Consider the following 16,442-nt stretch of genomic DNA (forward strand, 5'->3'; position numbering starts at 1 on the left):
GGCCGCGATGGTGGCACAATAGGCGCGATCTCATTGTGCAGGAGCTTGCCATGTCGGACCGTATCGCCGCGTTTTTTGCCAAGGCCCAGCCGTGGCAGCAGGAGTTCGCACAGTTACGCACCCTGCTGGGTGAGCTTGGTCTCGAGGAAGGCTTCAAATGGGGCTGGCCCTGCTACATGCACGAGGGCGCCAATATCGTGCTGATGCACGGCTTCAAGGAATACTGCGCGTTGCTGCTGTTCAAGGGCGCCCTGCTCGATGACGCTGACGGCCTGCTGGTGCAGCAGACGGAAAACGTGCAGTCGGCACGCCAGATCCGCTTCACCAGCGTGGCGCAGATACAGCAGCAGAGCGCGGCGATACTGCGTTATGTGCGCGCTGCCATCGTGGCGGAAAAAGCTGGCCTGACCGTGCAGAAAAAGTCCACGGCAGAATTCGACATGCCGGAAGAATTCGCCAGCCGTCTGGCCGAACAGCCCAAGCTGCAGGCTGCTTTCGATGCGCTCACGCCGGGGCGCCAGCGCGCCTACCTGCTGCATTTCGCTCAGGCCAAGCAGTCGGCCACCCGCGCGGCGCGCGTAGAGCGCTGCATCCCCCGCATACTCGAAGGTAAAGGAATGGACGATTGAACGTAGTCTCCCGTCATGCCTGGGCCTGGGTGCCCAGTATCTCGTTCAGTCAGGCCGTGCCCTATGTGGCCGTGATGATGCTGGCCACCGTGATGTACAAGAATCTCGACGTGCCGAATGCCGAACTGGCGTTCTACACGGCGTGGCTGTATCTGCCGTGGGTGATCAAGCCGCTGTGGTCGCCGCTAGTGGAACTGTTCGGCACCAAGCGGCGCTGGATAGTGGGGCTGCAGTGGCTGTCTGCCGTGGCGCTGGCCAGCGTGGCGCTGAGCCTGCATCTGCCGGATTTTTTCCGCATCAGTCTGGCCCTGCTGTGGCTGCTGGCCTTCAGTTCGGCTACCCATGATATTGCCTCCGATGGTTATTACATGCTGGGCCTGCCCGAACGCTCGCAGCAGGCGGCTTTTGTCGGCGTGCGCAGCGCTTTCTACAAGCTGGGCATGATCGCCGGTCAGGGCGGGCTGGTGTATCTGGCCGGTGTGCTGATCGAGCGCCATGGCGATGCGGCGCAGGCATGGGCGGTGGTGTTCGGTCTGCTGGCGCTGCTGCTCCTGCTGCTGGGAGCCTATCACCAGTGGGTGCTGCCGCGTCCGGCTACAGATCAGCCGTATATCAGCGCAAACAATGTGTGGAGCGGTTTTGCCGAGACTTTCCGCAGTTTCTTCCGCAAGCCCGGCATAGGCGTGACGCTGGGTTTTCTGCTGCTGTACCGGCTGGGCGAAGCGCAGTTGCTCAAAATGGCGGCCCCTTTCCTGCTCGACGGGCGGGCGCAGGGCGGGCTGGGGCTGAGCACGGCCACGGTGGGCATCGTGTATGGCACGGTGGGGGTGGCGGCGCTGGTGCTGGGCGGCATAGCCGGCGGGCTGGTCATCGCCCGTTTCGGCCTCAAGCGCAGCCTGTGGCCCATGGTGTGCATCATGCACGTCCCCGATCTGGTGTTCGTGTATCTGGCCGTGGCCCAGCCTAGCGATACCCTGCTGATCGCCGCCGGGCTGGCGGTGGAGCAGTTCGGCTACGGTTTCGGCTTTGCCGCCTTCATGCTGTACATGGTGACGGTGGCCGATGGCGAGCATAAAACCGCCCACTACGCCCTGTGCACGGGTTTTATGGCGCTGGGGATGATGTTGCCGGGCATGGTGGCGGGCTGGTTGCAGCAGCAACTCGGCTATCAGCTGTTCTTCCTGTGGGCCTGTATCGCCACCCTGCCCGCTTTCGGCATGACGCTGCTGGTGCGGCGCACGCTGTAAAACGGCCTACCCCGCTTCCGCTACAATACGGGGGCTAATTTGATTCGGGGAATGGTTGTGGTTTTTAATGCAAAAAAGCGGCTGAGCTTATCGGCCGCTGCCGCAGGGGCAATTTCACTGTTGCTGGAGGCTTGTTCCAGCACGCCGGTGGCGCCGTCTGCCACTCCGGCCGGCCTCAGTGGCGCGCAGCCGCAACCCCAGCCCGCTGGTACCGGCGGGGGCGTCGCTGGCCAGCCTGTCGCGCCGGCAATTACACCACTGGCCGTTGACCCCAACCAGCCGCCCCCGGCACCGCGCGAATTCCGCGCTGCCTGGGTGTCCACCGTGGCGAATATCGACTGGCCGAGCCGGAATAACCTGAGCATGGCCAAGCAGCAGACGGAAGCGCTGGCCATACTCGACCGTGCGCAGGGCGTGGGGCTGAATGCCATTGTGCTGCAGGTGCGCCCCAGTGCCGATGCGATCTACCCTTCGTCGCTGGAGCCATGGTCGGAGTTCCTCACCGGCCAGCAGGGCCGCGCGCCCGCCACGCCGTGGGATCCGCTGCAGTTCTGGATCGAGCAGGCCCATGCCCGCGGCATGGAGCTGCATGCATGGTTCAACCCCTACCGTGCGCGTCACGCTACGGCCAAGTCGCCGCTGGCTGCCAGCCATATCGCCAATACCGACCCGGGCGTAGTGAAATCGTATGGCCGCTATCTGTGGATGGACCCGGGCGAAGCGGCAGCGGCCCAGCGCACGCTGGACGTGGTGCTCGATGTGGTGCGCCGCTACGACGTGGATGGCGTGCATATCGACGATTACTTCTACCCCTATCCGGTCGATGCTAGCGCCAGCACGGCGGGGCCGGAAGGCGTGGCGCTCGATGCGGGCGTGGGCGTCAGGCAGGAACTGGAATTCCCCGACCAGCCTTCGTGGCAGCGCTATCTGCTCGATGGCGGCACGCTGGACCGCGCCGGCTGGCGCCGTCAGAACGTGAACCGCCTGATCGAAGCGCTGTATCAGGGCATCCATAAGGAAAAGAGCTGGGTGCGTTTCGGTATCAGCCCCTTCGGTATCGGCAAGCCTGAGCGTCGCCCGCCCGGCATCGCCGGTTTTAGCCAGTATGACAAGCTGTATGCCGATGCGGAGCTGTGGCTGGCCAACGGCTGGCTCGATTATCTGGCGCCGCAGCTGTACTGGCCCGTAGCGCAGGCGCCGCAGGCTTTCGATGTGCTGCTCGATTACTGGGTGGCGCAGAATACCCGTGCGCGCCACATCTGGCCGGGCCTGTACACCAGCCGCATCGACCGCAGCAGCAAAGCTTTTGCGCCGGAAGAGATCCTCAAGCAGATTGCGGTCACGCGCAGCCGCGCCAGCGTGGGCGGCCATGTGCACTTCAGCATTGCAGCGCTGATGGAAAACCGCAAAGGCATCAGCGAGCAGCTCAAAGCCCAGAGCTACCTGAGCCCTGCGCTGACGCCCGCCACGCCGTGGCTGGGAAATGCCGCACCGGCAGCACCGGCAGTGGCTATGCGGCGCGACGCTGGCGGGCTGACGCTGAAACTGTCGGCAGCGGGCGGTAAGCCGGTGGCGCAGTATGCGATCTGGTCGCGCTACGGCAGCGAATGGCGCTTCACGGTGGCGCCGGCCGCGCGCACGCAGGTGCTGCTGGCCGACGATGCCATGGCCGGTGCAGCGCAGGCAGTAGTGGTCAGCGCCGTGGACCGGCTCGGCAACGAGAGCGAGCGGGTTACCGTTCTGCGTTAGGACTTGCGGCCATGCGTGCTTACGGACTGGGCATCGATGCAGGCGGCACGCAGACCCGCTGGGCACTGGCCGCAGCCGATGGCCAGATCGTCGCTGAGGGCGCGGTAGCCGGCCTGTCCGTCAACCAGATGCAAAGCGAGGCAGGCCGCAGCGCCGTGCAGGGTTTGCTGCAGCAGCTGGCAGCGCAGGTGCTCGCTTATGCTGGCACTTATGGCCGTCCGCAAGGGGTGTGCGCCGGGCTGACCGGTTTCGATGGCGTAGCGGCGCAACCGGCGCAGTGGCTGGCGATGGCGCTGCAACTGCCGCAGACGGCGATACAGGTGCGCAGCGATATCGAAATCGCTTATCTCGATAGTTTTGCGCCGGGCGAGGGGTATCTGGTGTATGCCGGTACCGGTTCCATCGCCGCGTGGATAGACGCGCAAGGCACTTTGCACCGCGCCGGTGGCCGTGGCGTGCTGCTCGATGATGGCGGCGGCGGTTACTGGATCGCGCGCGAAGCGCTGCGCCACATCTGGCGGCAGGAAGATGAAGCGCCCGACAGCTGGCGCCAGTCGGCGCTGGCGCAGGCCGTGTTCGAGCGTATCGGCGGCAGCGACTGGGCGCTGTCGCGCCAGTTCGTGTACGGGCAGGAGCGCGGTGCGCTGGGCGAGCTGGCGCTGGCCGTGGCGGCCAGTGCCGATGCTGATCCCGCGGCGCAGGCGATCCTGCGCGGCGCAGGGCTGGAACTGGCGCGTATCGGGCTGGCGCTGGTGCGCCGCTATGGCGCGCGTCCCATGGTGCTCGGCGGCCGCGCTGCTACACTGCACCCGCTGATCGCCGCCAGCATGCGCGCGGCGCTGCCTGCCGGTCAGGTGCTGCTACAAAAAGCTACACAGGCCCATCACGCAGCGGCCCGCATTGCACTACACTGCCAGAATTGACCGTACGAGAGCATTTATGAGCAAGTTACTCCCGCTGGTGGCTTTGTCCGCCGCTGTTTCCCTGCTGTCCGGCTGTGCCACCGTGGCGCCGCCGGCGGGGCCGCGCATCGATACAAGCCTGAGTTCGCGCGGCCAGAGCGAGCGTATCAAGTACATCATCCTGCACTACACGGTGTCCGATCTGCCCCGCTCCATCAAGATACTCACGCAGCAGGATGTAAGCGCCCACTATCTGCTCACCGACACGGATCAGCCATTCTTCTATGCGCTGGTGGACGAGGCGCGGCAGTCCAACCACGCTGGCCTGAGCAGCTGGAAGATCTATAACCAGCTCAATGCCGCATCGATCGGCATCGAAATCGTCAATCCCGGTTTTACCGAGACGCCGCAGGGGCGCGTGTATGCGCCGTTCAAGCAGGCTCAGATCGACCAGCTGATCCTGCTGCTGAAACAGCTGGTGGCGCGCTACAACATCAAGCCGGAGAATATCCTCGGCCACAACGATATTGCGCCCCAGCGCAAGCAGGATCCGGGGCCGCTGTTCCCGTGGAAGCAGCTGGCCGATGCGGGGCTGGTGGCGTGGCCCGAGCCTAGCCGTGTGGCGGCGCGTCTGCCGATCTACACGGAGCAGCTGCCCGACGTAGCGTGGTTCCAGCGCAAACTGGCGCAAGTGGGCTACGCCACACCGCAGACGGGAGAACTCGATCTGGCCACGCGCAATGTGCTGGTGGTGTTTCAGTCCAAATATCGCCAGTCGCTGTATGACGGCACGCCCGATGCCGAAACGGCAGCGCTGCTCGATGTGCTGACCAGTCCTGTGCCGCAACTGGCGCCGCCAGCTGTGCCTATGCCGGCACCAGTGCCGCTCCCTCTGGCTGCGTCCACCCCGGCCCTGCCACGCAGCACGGCCAGCCCGCGCCATGACCATCCCTAGCGCAAGTACGCTGCCTTGCGAAGCCATCGATGGCCATGCGGCATTCCGCCACCTGAGCAGCATCGAGGGGATAGCGGTGGAGCTGCGCTATGCCACGACGGATAATTTTGTCGGTCGCGACCTGTATAACCCGCTCGATTGCGCGTGGCTGCACCGCGATGCCGCCGCCGCGCTGGAACAGGCGGTAGCATGGCTGGCGCGCCAGCGCCCCGCTTACCGCCTGCTGATCCTCGATGCGTTGCGCCCGCAGCGGGTGCAGGAGCAACTGTGGGAAGCCTTACAGGGTACGGATTTACTCGGCTATATCGCCGAGCCGGTGCGCGGTTCCATCCACTCGTTCGGCATGGCGCTGGACCTGACCATCATCGATGAAGCGGGGCGCGAACTGGATATGGGCACGGCCTTCGATGATCTCTCCGAGCGCTCGCAGCCGGCGCTGGAAACCGTGATGCTGGAACTGGGCGAGCTGACGCTTGCCCAGTGCGATAACCGCCATCTGCTGCGCAATGCCATGCTGCTGGCGGGTTTTTACGGCATTAACAGCGAGTGGTGGCACTTCGATTGCGGCGACCGCCAGCATGTGCGGCGCACCTACACGCGCGTGCTCTAGGCATGGCGCGCAAGATCTAGGGCGCGGAGCGCGCCACCCATTCGATCAGGCCATCGAGCACATTGCGGCCAGCCCCACCGGCCACATGTTCGTCATTGAGGAAAGCTACCACCACGCAGGGCTGGTTGGCGCCATCGTAGACATAGCCGGCAATAGCCGTAATGCCGTTCAGGGTGCCCGTCTTGATGCGGGCGCGGCGCGTGGCCGGGCTATCCTTGAGGCGCTTGCGCATGGTGCCGTCGGTGCCGGCTATGGGCAGCGTGGCGAGGAATTCCGGCATCCACGGGCTGCGCAGGCCAGCTTGCAGCACGGCCGCCATCTGCGCCGGTGTGGCCCGCTCCACCCGCGACAGGCCGGAACCATTGTCCAGCACCAGACCATCCGCGCTGATGCGCTGTGACTGCAGCCAGCTGCGGATGGCCAGATCGGCGCGCATGGCCGTGCTGGCCACGCTGTCATCGGCCGGCAGCGGTTTGCTGCCCAGTGCCGCATCGGCCTGCAGGCTACCCAGCATCAGGTAGACGGTGCGGGCGATGGTGTTATCGGAGTTCTTGTTCACGTCGCGCAGCATTTCCGGCAAAGAGCGTGACTGGTGCTCGGCCAGCAGGCGGCTATCCGGTGCCAGCCCGGCCGTTTCGGCCTCGCGCACGTCGCCACTGAGGCTGCCACCGAGCTTGCGCCACTGGGCGCGCAGTAAGCGCGCCAGAAAATCGTGATGGTCGAGCACATCGAGGCTGGTGGACTTGTTGCAGTTGCGCGGGTAACGGCCATGCAGAACCACCGTCAGCTGTTCGCCGCGTTGCCGCACTTCCGGCGTGCGCCAGTCTTTTTCCCAGCTGGCGCAGGGGGCGTCGATCAGCTGCAGATCGGCCTTGACGCTGACCTGTTCCAGCTCCGGCAGCATCGCCACCGACAGTTCGCTGGCGCTGGCGCGCAGTTCCACCCGCAGCAAATTGCTGTGGGCGAGCAGCGCATCGGGCGTCACGTTGTAGTAAGCCCAGGGGAATTCGTCGAATGGCGGCTGGCCCAGATCGGGGCGGGCCGGCTGGAATAGCTGACGATCGAGGATCACGTCGCCCTTGATCTTGCGGATGCCCTGATTGCGTAGCGCCTGCAGCAGGTGCAGCAGCACATCCTCGTTGAGATCGACGTCGGCACCGCCCCGCACGATCAGATCGCCTTTTAGCACGCCACGTTCGACGTCCGCCGTGGTGCGCAGTTCGGTGCGGGCGCGGAAGGCAGGGCCTAGCTGTTCCAGCGCGGCCAGCGTGGTGAACAGCTTCATGGTGGACGCGGGCTGCATGCTCTGGCTGCTGTTATGGTCGATCAGCGTCTGGTTGCCGCGCATGACCACGATGCCTGCCGCCTGCTGGGGTATTCCTGCGTTGCTGAGCAGCGCGCTGATCGGTTCCGGCAGATCCGCCGCCATGGCGCTGCCAGCCAGCGTTGCAACGGCGGTGAACAGGGCAGCAAGGGCGGTACGGCGTAGCAGCATGGGTCAGTCTCTTTTACAGCAATCAGTGGAAGAACACGTAGGCGACGAAAATCGCCGCAATCACGCCAGCCAGATCGGCGATCAGGCCGCAGGAAATGGCGTAGCGGGTTTTGCGTATGCCCACCGAACCGAAATACAGTGCCACGATGTAGAAGGTGGTATCGGCCGAGCCATTGAACACGCAGGCCAGCCGGCCCACGAAGGAATCCACGCCGTACTGGCGCATGGTGTCTATCATCATGGCTTTGGCTGCGCTGCCGCTCAGAGGTTTCATCAGCGCGGTGGGCAGGGCCGGTACGAAATCGGCGTTCACGCCCAGCTGGGCGAAGATCCAGCTGAAGCCTTCGACGACGAAGTTGAGCACACCGGCATTGCGGATCACGCTGATCGCCACCAGCATCCCCACCAGATAGGGAATCACGGTAATGGAAGTCTGGATGCCGCCCTTGGCCCCTTCGATAAACGCTTCGTACACATTCACCTTGCGCCGCAGTGCGCCGATGATGAAGCCGACGATCACCAGCAGCAGCACCAGATTGCTGAAGACTTTGGACACCAGTTCGATTTCCTGCTTGCTCAGGTAGTGGGTGAAGTACCACACCACGCCCGCAATCGCCGCAGTCATGCCGCCCAGCCAGCCCATCACCACCGTGTTGAACAGGTTGATGCGCTGGCGGATAGATACGGCGATGATGCCCGTGACCGTGGCCACGTAGGTAGCGATCATGCAGGGGATGAAAATGTCGGACGGATCAGCGGCGCCGAGGATGGAGCGCTGCGCCATGATGGCCAGCGGGATCAGCGTCAGGCCCGAGGTGTGCAGCACCAGAAACATGATCTGCGCATCGGTGGGCTCGTCCTTGCTGGGGTTGAGCGTCTGCAGGCTTTCCATCGCCTTCAGGCCGAACGGCGTGGCGGCGTTGTCGAGACCGAGCAGATTGGCCGAGAAGTTCATCACCATGTGGCCGGTGGCCGGATGCTGCGAGGGCACGCCGGGGAAGATGCGCGAGAAGAAAGGCGCGATCAGGCGTGCCAGCAGGTCGATGGCGCCAGCTTTTTCGCCGATATTCATAATGCCCAGCCACAGCGTCATCACGCCGGCCAGCGGCAGAGCGATATCCATCACGCCGGTGCGGGCCGAATCGAAAGTGCCGTCGATGATGCGCTTGAAGATTTCCGTGTCGCCGGAGAGCAGGAACTGGGCTACTGCGGCGATGAAGCCGATCAGGAAAAAGCCGGACCAGATGTAATTGAGCGACATAGCGGCAAAAAAGTGGGAAAAACAAACAAAGTATAGCGGGTAAGGTGGCGAAAAAAGTTATAAGCTGCCGCTTTAGTTCGCTGATGTGGAAATCTGCCTATGTTGAAACGAGTTGCAGCGGTGGGGCTGGCGCTGGTGTGCGCACTGCTGGTGCCTAGGTACGGGCTGGCCCAGACGCCGGACGGCAAGGCCGCAGCGCCATCCTCAGGGCAGGAGAAAGTGCTGCATGCGTTTCTCAGTACGGGCGAGACGGGGCTGGACCCGGCCGTGGCATCCGATATTGCCAGTCTTAGCCTGCTGGAAAACCTGTTCGATCCTATGCTGCGCTACGACTATCTGGCCCGCCCCGTGCAGTTGCAGCCGAATACGCTCACGGCCATGCCGCAAGTGACGGATCAGGGGCTGACCTACACCTTTCATCTGCGCCAGGACGTGTACTTCACGCCCGATGCGGCGTTGCAGGGGCAGCGGCGGCAGGTAACGGCACAGGATTATGTGTATAGCCTGAAGCGCTTGTACGATCCGGTGCTGAAGTCGCCGTGGCTGTTTCTGCTCGATGGCAAACTGGCCGGTGACGCGGCGCTTAAGCAGCAGTTCAGCTACGAGCGCGAGATTGCCGGTCTGCAGGCGCTCGACCGTTTTACTTTGCGCATCCGTCTGAATGCGCCCGACCCGAATTTCCTGTTCTATCTGGCCACGCCTGCTACGGCAGTGGTAGCGCGCGAAGTGATGCAGGCTTACGGCGCACAGGCCGGCAATCATCCGGTGGGAACCGGGCCGTTTGTGCTGGGCCAGTGGAAGCATAGTGACCGCATCACTTTGCTGGCCAACCGCCAGTTCCGGCCCGTCAGTTTTCAAGGCCGGCGCGTGCCGCTGCTGGACCGCGTCGAAGTGCGCATCGTCGAGGAATACCAGTCGCGCGTGCTGGGCTTTCTGAATGGCGAATTCGATTTCCTCGAACAGCTGCCGGAATCGATGAAGGACATGGTGCTGACCAATGACGCCCAGCCCACGCTGCAAGCGGCGCTGGCGGCGCGCGGCATCGTGCTGTCGCCCTTCCCTGTGCTGCAGACCTACTACATGTGGATGAATATGGAAGACCCGCTGATCGGCGGCTACAGCAAGGACAGGCTGGCGCTGCGGCGCGCCATTGCCATGTCCTACAACAGCGCGGAAGACGTGGCGCTGCTGAAGAAGGGGCTGGCGGTAGCGGCGCAATCGCCGTTGCCGCCGAATGTGCGCGGCTACGATCCCGCCTACCGCAGCCCTGTGCCCTACGATCCGGCGCTGGCGCAGGCGCTGCTTGATCGCTATGGCTATCGCAAGGGCGCGGACGGTTTCCGCATGCAGCCAGACGGCAAGCCGCTGACGCTGGTGATGCACAGCGAAGCTTCGACGGTGGGGCGGCTGCGCGATGAACTATGGCGCAAGAATCTGAATGCGATCGGCTTGCGGGTGGTGTTCAAGAGTGACAAGAAGACGGAGATCATCAAGGCTTCGCGGCTGGGTTCGGTGATGATGTTCGAGACCAACTGGGTGGCCGACTTCCCCGATGGCGACAACTTCTACCAGCTGCTGTATGGCGCCAACCGTGGCCGCGCCAACTACGCCCGTTTCAACCTGCCCGCCTACAACCAGCGCTATGAAGAAAGCCGCCTGCTAGGCGACACGCCACGCCGCACGGCGCTGTACCGCGATCTGGCCGATATCGTGCATGCCTATACGCCGTGGGTGCTGCTGACCCATCCTGTGTCGGCCGATCTGCAGCAGCCGTGGCTCAAGCATTACCAGCGCCATCCCGTCGAGCTGACCAACTGGCGATATCTGGATATTGTGCGACCAGACTAGAACCGGCCCTGGAGCTAACTCTAGGGCGCTTGATCTTCGTCTGGTGTGACAAATCCAATAGGTCGCTTTTTGACAGGTTCGGTTGGAGTGACTAAGGCACGAAGGGAAGCAAAGATCTGCCTCACCTTGTCGCGGGTCTCGGCTTCGAAACTTTCCTGACTATGCGAGAGCCGGTAAAGCTGGCTTTCCATTAAGTCCAGACGCTGGGTCAGATCCTTCTGTGAACTATCGGCCAGCCTAATCCGTACAAAAGTACGCATGATCTCGATGTTGACGGTGATGGCCTGTGCGCTGGTGAGGATGGACGACAGCATTGCCACGCCTTGCTCGGTAAAAGCATAAGGTGGGTAGCGGCGGCCTCCGCGCACCGGATTTGAGGTCACAAATTGTGACCTCAAAGATGCCCATTCTGCGCTATCAAGTTGGAACATGAAGTCACCAGGAAAGCGTGCAGGATTGCGCTTGACTGCCTGCACAAGCACTTTAGTTTGCACTCCGTAAAGATCTGCAAGGTCTGCATCAAGCATCACTTTCTGTTCGCGCAAGTGCATGATGCGAGCCGCCAGCGGCATCGACGCAGGAGAATGCGTTGTGATTACGCTATGTTGCGTCGCCATATTTTCCTCGCGTCAAGTACCATCTATCGCATATTCATCACGATGATGGTTGACCAATTCAGTAATGCGGCTATTGACTCCCCTCTAAGCAGTGGAAGATAGACTAAAAATAATTTGTGCGCCGCACAAATATTGTGCTATAGTTCGTCCGTGGTTGAGGTTTGCAGTGCAGACAGTCCCACGCCCGAGGCAAGCGCCGCGGTCCGATTGGTGTAAGAGCGGATTGCAGTTGACGCGAAGTAAGGGCTTGTAATTCCGGATACGTTGGTCGATTTACACGCTGGAGGCACCAGGCAGATAGCCTGGGCGTCCAGGAAACCGGTTCACTTTGCAGATAGCACTGGACCCGGCCCCGATTAAAGCATTGGTAATACATTGGAACGAGCCCGCAGCGATGCGGGCTTTTTTTATTCCGGAACGGTTTGTATCTTCATTTCGATAATATTTGAAATATCGAAATGTAAACGCTATCATGGCGCCATGGATACCAAACAAGCATTGTCGGCGCTCGCTTCGCTGGCGCAGGAACACCGGCTGGCCGTCTTCCGTCTGCTGGTGCAGACGGGGCCGGACGGGCTGGCGGCCAGCAAAATCGGCGAACAGCTGGCACTGGCACCCTCGTCCCTCTCGTTTCACCTAAAAGAACTCAGCCACGCGGGCCTGATTGCGGCGCGCCAGCAGGGCCGCTTTCTGATTTACTCGGCCGATATCGGTGCCATGAATGGTCTGATCGGCTTCCTCACTGAAAACTGCTGCGGCGGCCAGCCGTGCAGCCCCACTTCCTCACTCTGCCAACCATGAACGTACTCTTTCTTTGCACGGGCAACTCCTGCCGTTCGCTGATCAGCGAAGCCGTCTTCAACCATCTGGCGCCGGCTGGCTGGCATGGGCTCAGTGCCGGCAGCCAGCCTACCGGCGTGCTCAATGCGCAAGCACTGGCACTGCTGGCCAGTAAAGGCATTCCTACCGATGGCTATTACAGCAAGTCGTGGAACGATCTGCCGCTCACGCCCGATATCGTGATCACCGTATGCGGTAGCGCTGCTGGCGAAGCCTGCCCCGCTTATCTGGGCCCCGTGCTGCGCGCCCACTGGGGCGTGGATGATCCCAGCCATGTGGTGGGCACTCAGGCCGAAATCGACGCCGCGTTCGAGCGCGCCTACACCCTGCTGCGTGGCCGCATCGAAGCGTTTCTGGCGCTGCCGCTGACCCAGCTGGCAGGTGATCGCGCTGCCTTCAAGGCCGAACTGGACCGCATCGGCCTGCTGGGAGCTGACGCATGCTGAGCGCCCTGCTGATTTTTCTGGCCACCCTGCTGCTGGTGATCTGGCAGCCGCGCGGTCTGGGCATAGGCTGGAGCGCCACGGCGGGCGCCATCGTGGCCCTGCTGGCCGGCGTGATCCATGTCAGCGATATTCCCGTGGTGTGGCACATCGTCTGGAATGCTACCGGCACCTTCGTCGCCATCATCATCATCAGCCTGTTGCTCGATAAGGCCGGCTTTTTTGAATGGGCCGCGCTGCATGTGGCGCGCTGGGGCGGCGGCAGCGGCGTGCGCCTGTTCGCCCTGTTCGTGCTGCTGGGCGCTGCCGTGTCGGCCCTGTTCGCCAATGATGGCGCGGCGCTGATCCTCACGCCTATCGTGATTGCCATGCTGCGCGAGCTGAAATTCTCCGGCAAGGCTACGCTGGCCTTCGTGATGGCAGCCGGCTTTATCGCCGATACGGCCAGTCTGCCGCTGGTGGTATCGAATCTGGTCAACATCGTCTCGGCCGATTATTTCAATGTCAGCTTTGCCCGCTATGCGGCCGTCATGCTGCCGGTGAACGGTGTGGCTGTCGCTGCCACGCTGGGCGCATTGCTACTCTACTTCCGCCGTGATATTCCGGCTAATTACGATGTTGCGCAAATCAAGCTGCCTGCCGAGGCGATTCATGACCGTGCCACCTTTATCACGGGTTGGTGGGTACTGGGCCTGCTGCTGGTGGGCTTCTTCTGGCTGGAAGATCTGGGTGTGCCCATCAGCGCCACGTCGGCGGCCGGTGCTGCCCTGTTGCTGATCGTAGCGGCACGCGGCCACCGCATCTCGACGCGCGCAGTGCTGGCGAATGCACCATGGCAGATCGTGGTGTTCTCGCTGGGGATGTATCTGGTAGTGTACGGCCTGCGCAACGCCGGCCTGACCGATACCCTGACGGCAGCGCTGAGTGCCTGCGCCAGCTACGGCGTGTGGGGCGCAGCACTGGGCACGGGTTTTATTACGGCGATACTGTCGTCCATCATGAATAATCTGCCCACGGTGCTGGTGGGGGCGCTGTCCATCGATGCCAGCACGGCGCAGGGCGCGGTGCGCGAAGCCATGGTGTTTGCCAATGTGATCGGCAGCGATCTGGGACCGAAGATTACGCCTATCGGCAGTCTGGCCACCCTGCTCTGGCTGCATGTGCTGGACCAGAAAGGCTTGCACATTTCGTGGGGCTATTACTTCCGCGTGGGGATCTGCCTGACGGTACCAGTGCTGCTGGTGACGCTGGCAGCGCTGGCCCTGCGCCTCTCCTGAAAGGACTGTATGGAACTGCCGAATATCAATCACGATCTGCTGCCGATACCGACGCTGGCGCAACTGGAACCAGTGGGCAATTACGACCATCCGCCCCGCTTCCTGCTGCTGTATGGCTCGCTGCGCGAGCGTAGTTTCAGCCGCTTTCTGACGGAAGAAGCGGCGCGCATCCTGCAGCATTTCGGCGGCGAGGTGAAGATTTTCGATCCGGCCGAACTGCCCATGGTGGGCAGTGTCGATGAAAGCCACCCCAAAGTGCAGGAGCTGCGCGCGCTATCGCAGTGGTCGGAAGGCCAGGTGTGGTGCAGCCCCGAACGTCACGGTGCGATTACCGCCGTGATGAAGAACCAGATCGACTGGATACCGCTGGAACAGGGCGCGTTGCGCCCCACGCAGGGCCGCACGCTGGCCGTGATGCAGGTATGCGGCGGCTCGCAATCGTTCAATGTGGTCAACACCATGCGCTTGCTGGGGCGCTGGATGCGCATGTTCACCATCCCCAACCAGTCCTCGGTGCCGATGGCCTACAAGGAATTCGACGAGGCAGGCCGCATGCGCCGCTCGGCCTATTACGAGCGGGTAGTCGATGTGATGGAAGAACTGTTCAAGATGACGCTGCTGATGCGCGGCCGCAGCGACTATCTGACCGACCGTTACAGCGAACGCAACGAGCGGGCGGTCAAAGCCATCAACCGCCAGATCGCCCAGCTCTAAAAGCGCGCTTACAGGGCGCGCGCGATCAGCAGTTTCTGGATGTCGCTAGTGCCTTCATAAATCTGGCACACGCGCACATCGCGGTAGATGCGTTCGACGGGGAAGTCGGACACATAGCCATAGCCGCCATGGATCTGGATAGCGTCCGAGCAGACCTTCTCCGCCATTTCGGAAGCGAACAGCTTGGCCATGGCCGCTTCTTTCAGGCAGGGCAGGCCCGCGTCTTTCATCGAGGCTGCATGCTGGATCAGCTGGCGTGCCGCTTCGATCTGGGTGGCCATATCGGACAGGCGGAACTGCACGGCCTGATGCTCGAAAATCGGTTTGCCGAAGCTCTCGCGTTCGCGCGCATAGCTGAGCGCTGCTTCATACGCAGCGCGTGCCATGCCCACAGCCTGCGAAGCGATGCCGATACGGCCGCCTTCCAGTCCGGACAGGGCGATCTTGTAGCCCTGGCCTTCTTCGCCGATCAGGTTCTCGGCCGGAATGCGGCAGTTCTCGAACAGTATCTGCGCCGTGTCGGACGAGTGCTGGCCCATCTTCTGTTCCAGCCCGGCGACGATGTAGCCGGGCGTATTGGTCGGCACCCAGAAGGCGCTGATGCCCTTCTTGCCAGCCGCCTTGTCCGTCACCGCCATGACGATGGCCACATCGGCATATTTGCCGCTGGTGATGAACTGCTTGGTGCCGTTCAAAACGTAGTGATCCCCATCGCGCGTGGCGGTCGTGCGCAGTGCGGCGGCATCGCTGCCCGTATGCGGTTCGGTCAGGCAGAAGGCGCCCAGCATCTCGCCCTGCGCCAGTGGCCGCAGCCACTGCTGCTTCTGTTGCTCGCTGGCGTACATCATGGCGATGCTGCAGACGGGGCAGTTGTTGACGGAGATAATGGTCGAGGTGCCGCCGTCGCCGGCAGCAATCTCTTCCAGCACCAGAGCCAGCGACACATAATCCATCCCCGCGCCGCCCAGTGCTTCCGGCACGGCCACGCCGAAGGCGCCCAGCGCTGCCAGCTCCTTCAGTTCTTCTTTGGGGAAGTGGTGTTCCTTATCCCAGCGGGCGGCGTTGGGGGCCAGACGTTCCTGCGCAAAGCTGCGCAGGGCGTCACGGATCATCTGATGTTCTTCGCTTAGTATCATGGTGTCTCGTCGTTATTGTATAAATGATTTCAGACTGCCTGCTGTCCTCACCAGCCGATAGTTTTGCCATCGTAGTTAAGGTAGAGCGCACTGGTGGTCGCGGGTAGCGCCGCCAGCGTTGCGCGCATGCCTGCCGCGCTCTGTTCCACTGACAGGTCGGCTTCGCTGCCGCCCATGTCCGTGCGTACCCAGCCCGGATGGAAGGCCACGCAGGTGGCGCCCTGCGGGCCGAAGGTATGGGCCGTGTCGATCAGCACCGAGTTCAGTGCTGCCTTGCTGGCGCGGTACAGCGAACCGCTAGGGTTGTTACGTTCGCTGAGGGAGCCCATGCGCGAGGACAGCACGGCCAGCTTGCCCTGCACTGCGCAGACCAGCGGCGCGAGGATGGGCAGCAAACGCATGGCGGCCAGCACATTGGTGTGCATCACGGCGTCGAAATCCGTCTGCATGGGGAAGCCGTCGTGGCGCGGGCCGTACACACCGGCGTTGAGGAAGGCGACATCAAGCTCTTCGCCGTCGAGCTTCCAGCCCAGCCCTGCTACGGCTTCCACGTTGTTGACGTCCAGCGTGTGCACCTCCGCCCCCAGTGCGTGCAGAGCGTTGGTATCTTCCGGCTTGCGCGCCGTGGCGATCACGCGCCAGCCATCGGCCAGATACTGGCGTGCCAGTTCGTGGCCGATGCCGCGCGAGGCACCGATGATGAGTGCAGTCGCCATGCC

At 62.8% G+C, this 16,442-nt stretch carries 16 protein-coding genes; 11 read left to right on the top strand and 5 right to left on the bottom strand.

What is annotated here, in order from left to right:
* Positions 1-50 precede the first annotated feature (50 nt).
* The 6 genes from GTP27_RS19320 to GTP27_RS19345 are packed head-to-tail and all read left to right on the top strand — an operon-like array spanning position 51 to position 6,092.
* Complete coding sequence (locus GTP27_RS19320; protein ID WP_161040775.1) at positions 51-629, top strand: YdeI/OmpD-associated family protein; 579 nt, start codon at positions 51-53, stop codon at positions 627-629.
* On the top strand, positions 626-1,876 hold the full coding sequence (locus GTP27_RS19325) for an MFS transporter (protein ID WP_308495302.1): 1,251 nt from the start codon (positions 626-628) through the stop codon (positions 1,874-1,876). The genes GTP27_RS19320 and GTP27_RS19325 overlap by 4 nt, the downstream gene beginning before the upstream one ends.
* A gap of 51 nt (positions 1,877-1,927) precedes the next feature.
* Positions 1,928-3,625 (top strand): glycoside hydrolase family 10-like protein, encoded by a 1,698-nt coding sequence (locus GTP27_RS19330; protein WP_161040776.1) that lies wholly within the window; start codon positions 1,928-1,930, stop codon positions 3,623-3,625.
* A gap of 11 nt (positions 3,626-3,636) precedes the next feature.
* Positions 3,637-4,548, top strand: a complete 912-nt coding sequence (locus GTP27_RS19335) for a BadF/BadG/BcrA/BcrD ATPase family protein (RefSeq protein WP_161040777.1) — start codon at positions 3,637-3,639, stop codon at positions 4,546-4,548.
* 16 nt (positions 4,549-4,564) lie between these two features.
* Positions 4,565-5,482 carry an N-acetylmuramoyl-L-alanine amidase gene (locus GTP27_RS19340; protein ID WP_161040778.1) on the top strand — a complete coding sequence of 306 codons (918 nt, stop codon included), beginning with the start codon at positions 4,565-4,567 and terminating at the stop codon, positions 5,480-5,482.
* Positions 5,469-6,092: a M15 family metallopeptidase gene (locus GTP27_RS19345; protein ID WP_161040779.1), complete on the top strand. Its 624-nt coding sequence runs from the start codon at positions 5,469-5,471 to the stop codon at positions 6,090-6,092. Before GTP27_RS19340 ends, GTP27_RS19345 begins: the two co-directional genes overlap by 14 nt.
* A gap of 16 nt (positions 6,093-6,108) precedes the next feature.
* Here the strand turns inward: GTP27_RS19345 and dacB are convergent, their stop codons facing one another.
* Positions 6,109-7,587 carry a D-alanyl-D-alanine carboxypeptidase/D-alanyl-D-alanine endopeptidase gene (gene dacB / locus GTP27_RS19350; RefSeq protein WP_161040780.1) on the bottom strand — a complete coding sequence of 493 codons (1,479 nt, stop codon included), beginning with the start codon at positions 7,585-7,587 and terminating at the stop codon, positions 6,109-6,111.
* Positions 7,588-7,609: 22 nt separating this feature from the next.
* Positions 7,610-8,848, bottom strand: coding sequence for a spore maturation protein (locus GTP27_RS19355; protein WP_161040781.1), 1,239 nt, complete (start codon positions 8,846-8,848; stop codon positions 7,610-7,612).
* A gap of 99 nt (positions 8,849-8,947) precedes the next feature.
* On the opposite strand from GTP27_RS19355, the gene GTP27_RS19360 reads away from it, so the two are divergent.
* Positions 8,948-10,696 (top strand): ABC transporter substrate-binding protein, encoded by a 1,749-nt coding sequence (locus GTP27_RS19360; RefSeq protein WP_161040782.1) that lies wholly within the window; start codon positions 8,948-8,950, stop codon positions 10,694-10,696.
* Positions 10,697-10,716: 20 nt separating this feature from the next.
* On the opposite strand, the gene GTP27_RS19365 is transcribed toward GTP27_RS19360, so the two are convergent.
* Entirely contained in the window at positions 10,717-11,313 is a 597-nt protein-coding gene (locus GTP27_RS19365; protein WP_202416946.1) for an ORF6N domain-containing protein, read from the bottom strand.
* A gap of 480 nt (positions 11,314-11,793) precedes the next feature.
* Here GTP27_RS19365 and GTP27_RS19370 point away from each other — a divergent pair, with 480 nt between their 5' ends.
* From GTP27_RS19370 to arsH, 4 genes are read left to right on the top strand one after another with little or no spacing between them, the layout of a single operon-like run.
* Complete coding sequence (locus GTP27_RS19370; protein ID WP_161040783.1) at positions 11,794-12,114, top strand: ArsR/SmtB family transcription factor; 321 nt, start codon at positions 11,794-11,796, stop codon at positions 12,112-12,114.
* Entirely contained in the window at positions 12,111-12,599 is a 489-nt protein-coding gene (locus GTP27_RS19375; protein WP_161040784.1) for an arsenate reductase ArsC, read from the top strand. Before GTP27_RS19370 ends, GTP27_RS19375 begins: the two co-directional genes overlap by 4 nt.
* The gene (locus GTP27_RS19380) at positions 12,593-13,873 is read left to right on the top strand and encodes an arsenic transporter (RefSeq protein ID WP_161040785.1); all 1,281 of its coding nucleotides are present in this window, start codon (positions 12,593-12,595) and stop codon (positions 13,871-13,873) included. Before GTP27_RS19375 ends, GTP27_RS19380 begins: the two co-directional genes overlap by 7 nt.
* Positions 13,874-13,882: 9 nt before the next feature.
* On the top strand, positions 13,883-14,587 hold the full coding sequence (arsH, locus tag GTP27_RS19385) for an arsenical resistance protein ArsH (RefSeq protein WP_161040786.1): 705 nt from the start codon (positions 13,883-13,885) through the stop codon (positions 14,585-14,587).
* 8 nt (positions 14,588-14,595) lie between these two features.
* Here the strand turns inward: arsH and GTP27_RS19390 are convergent, their stop codons facing one another.
* Both GTP27_RS19390 and GTP27_RS19395 read right to left on the bottom strand, forming a co-directional pair.
* Positions 14,596-15,723, bottom strand: a complete 1,128-nt coding sequence (locus tag GTP27_RS19390) for an acyl-CoA dehydrogenase family protein (RefSeq protein ID WP_161040787.1) — start codon at positions 15,721-15,723, stop codon at positions 14,596-14,598.
* Positions 15,724-15,770: 47 nt separating this feature from the next.
* Entirely contained in the window at positions 15,771-16,439 is a 669-nt protein-coding gene (locus GTP27_RS19395) for an SDR family oxidoreductase (RefSeq protein WP_161040788.1), read from the bottom strand.
* Positions 16,440-16,442: the final 3 nt, after the last annotated feature.

The organism is Duganella qianjiadongensis, assembly GCF_009857915.1.
Lineage (GTDB): Bacteria > Pseudomonadota > Gammaproteobacteria > Burkholderiales > Burkholderiaceae_D > Rugamonas > Rugamonas qianjiadongensis.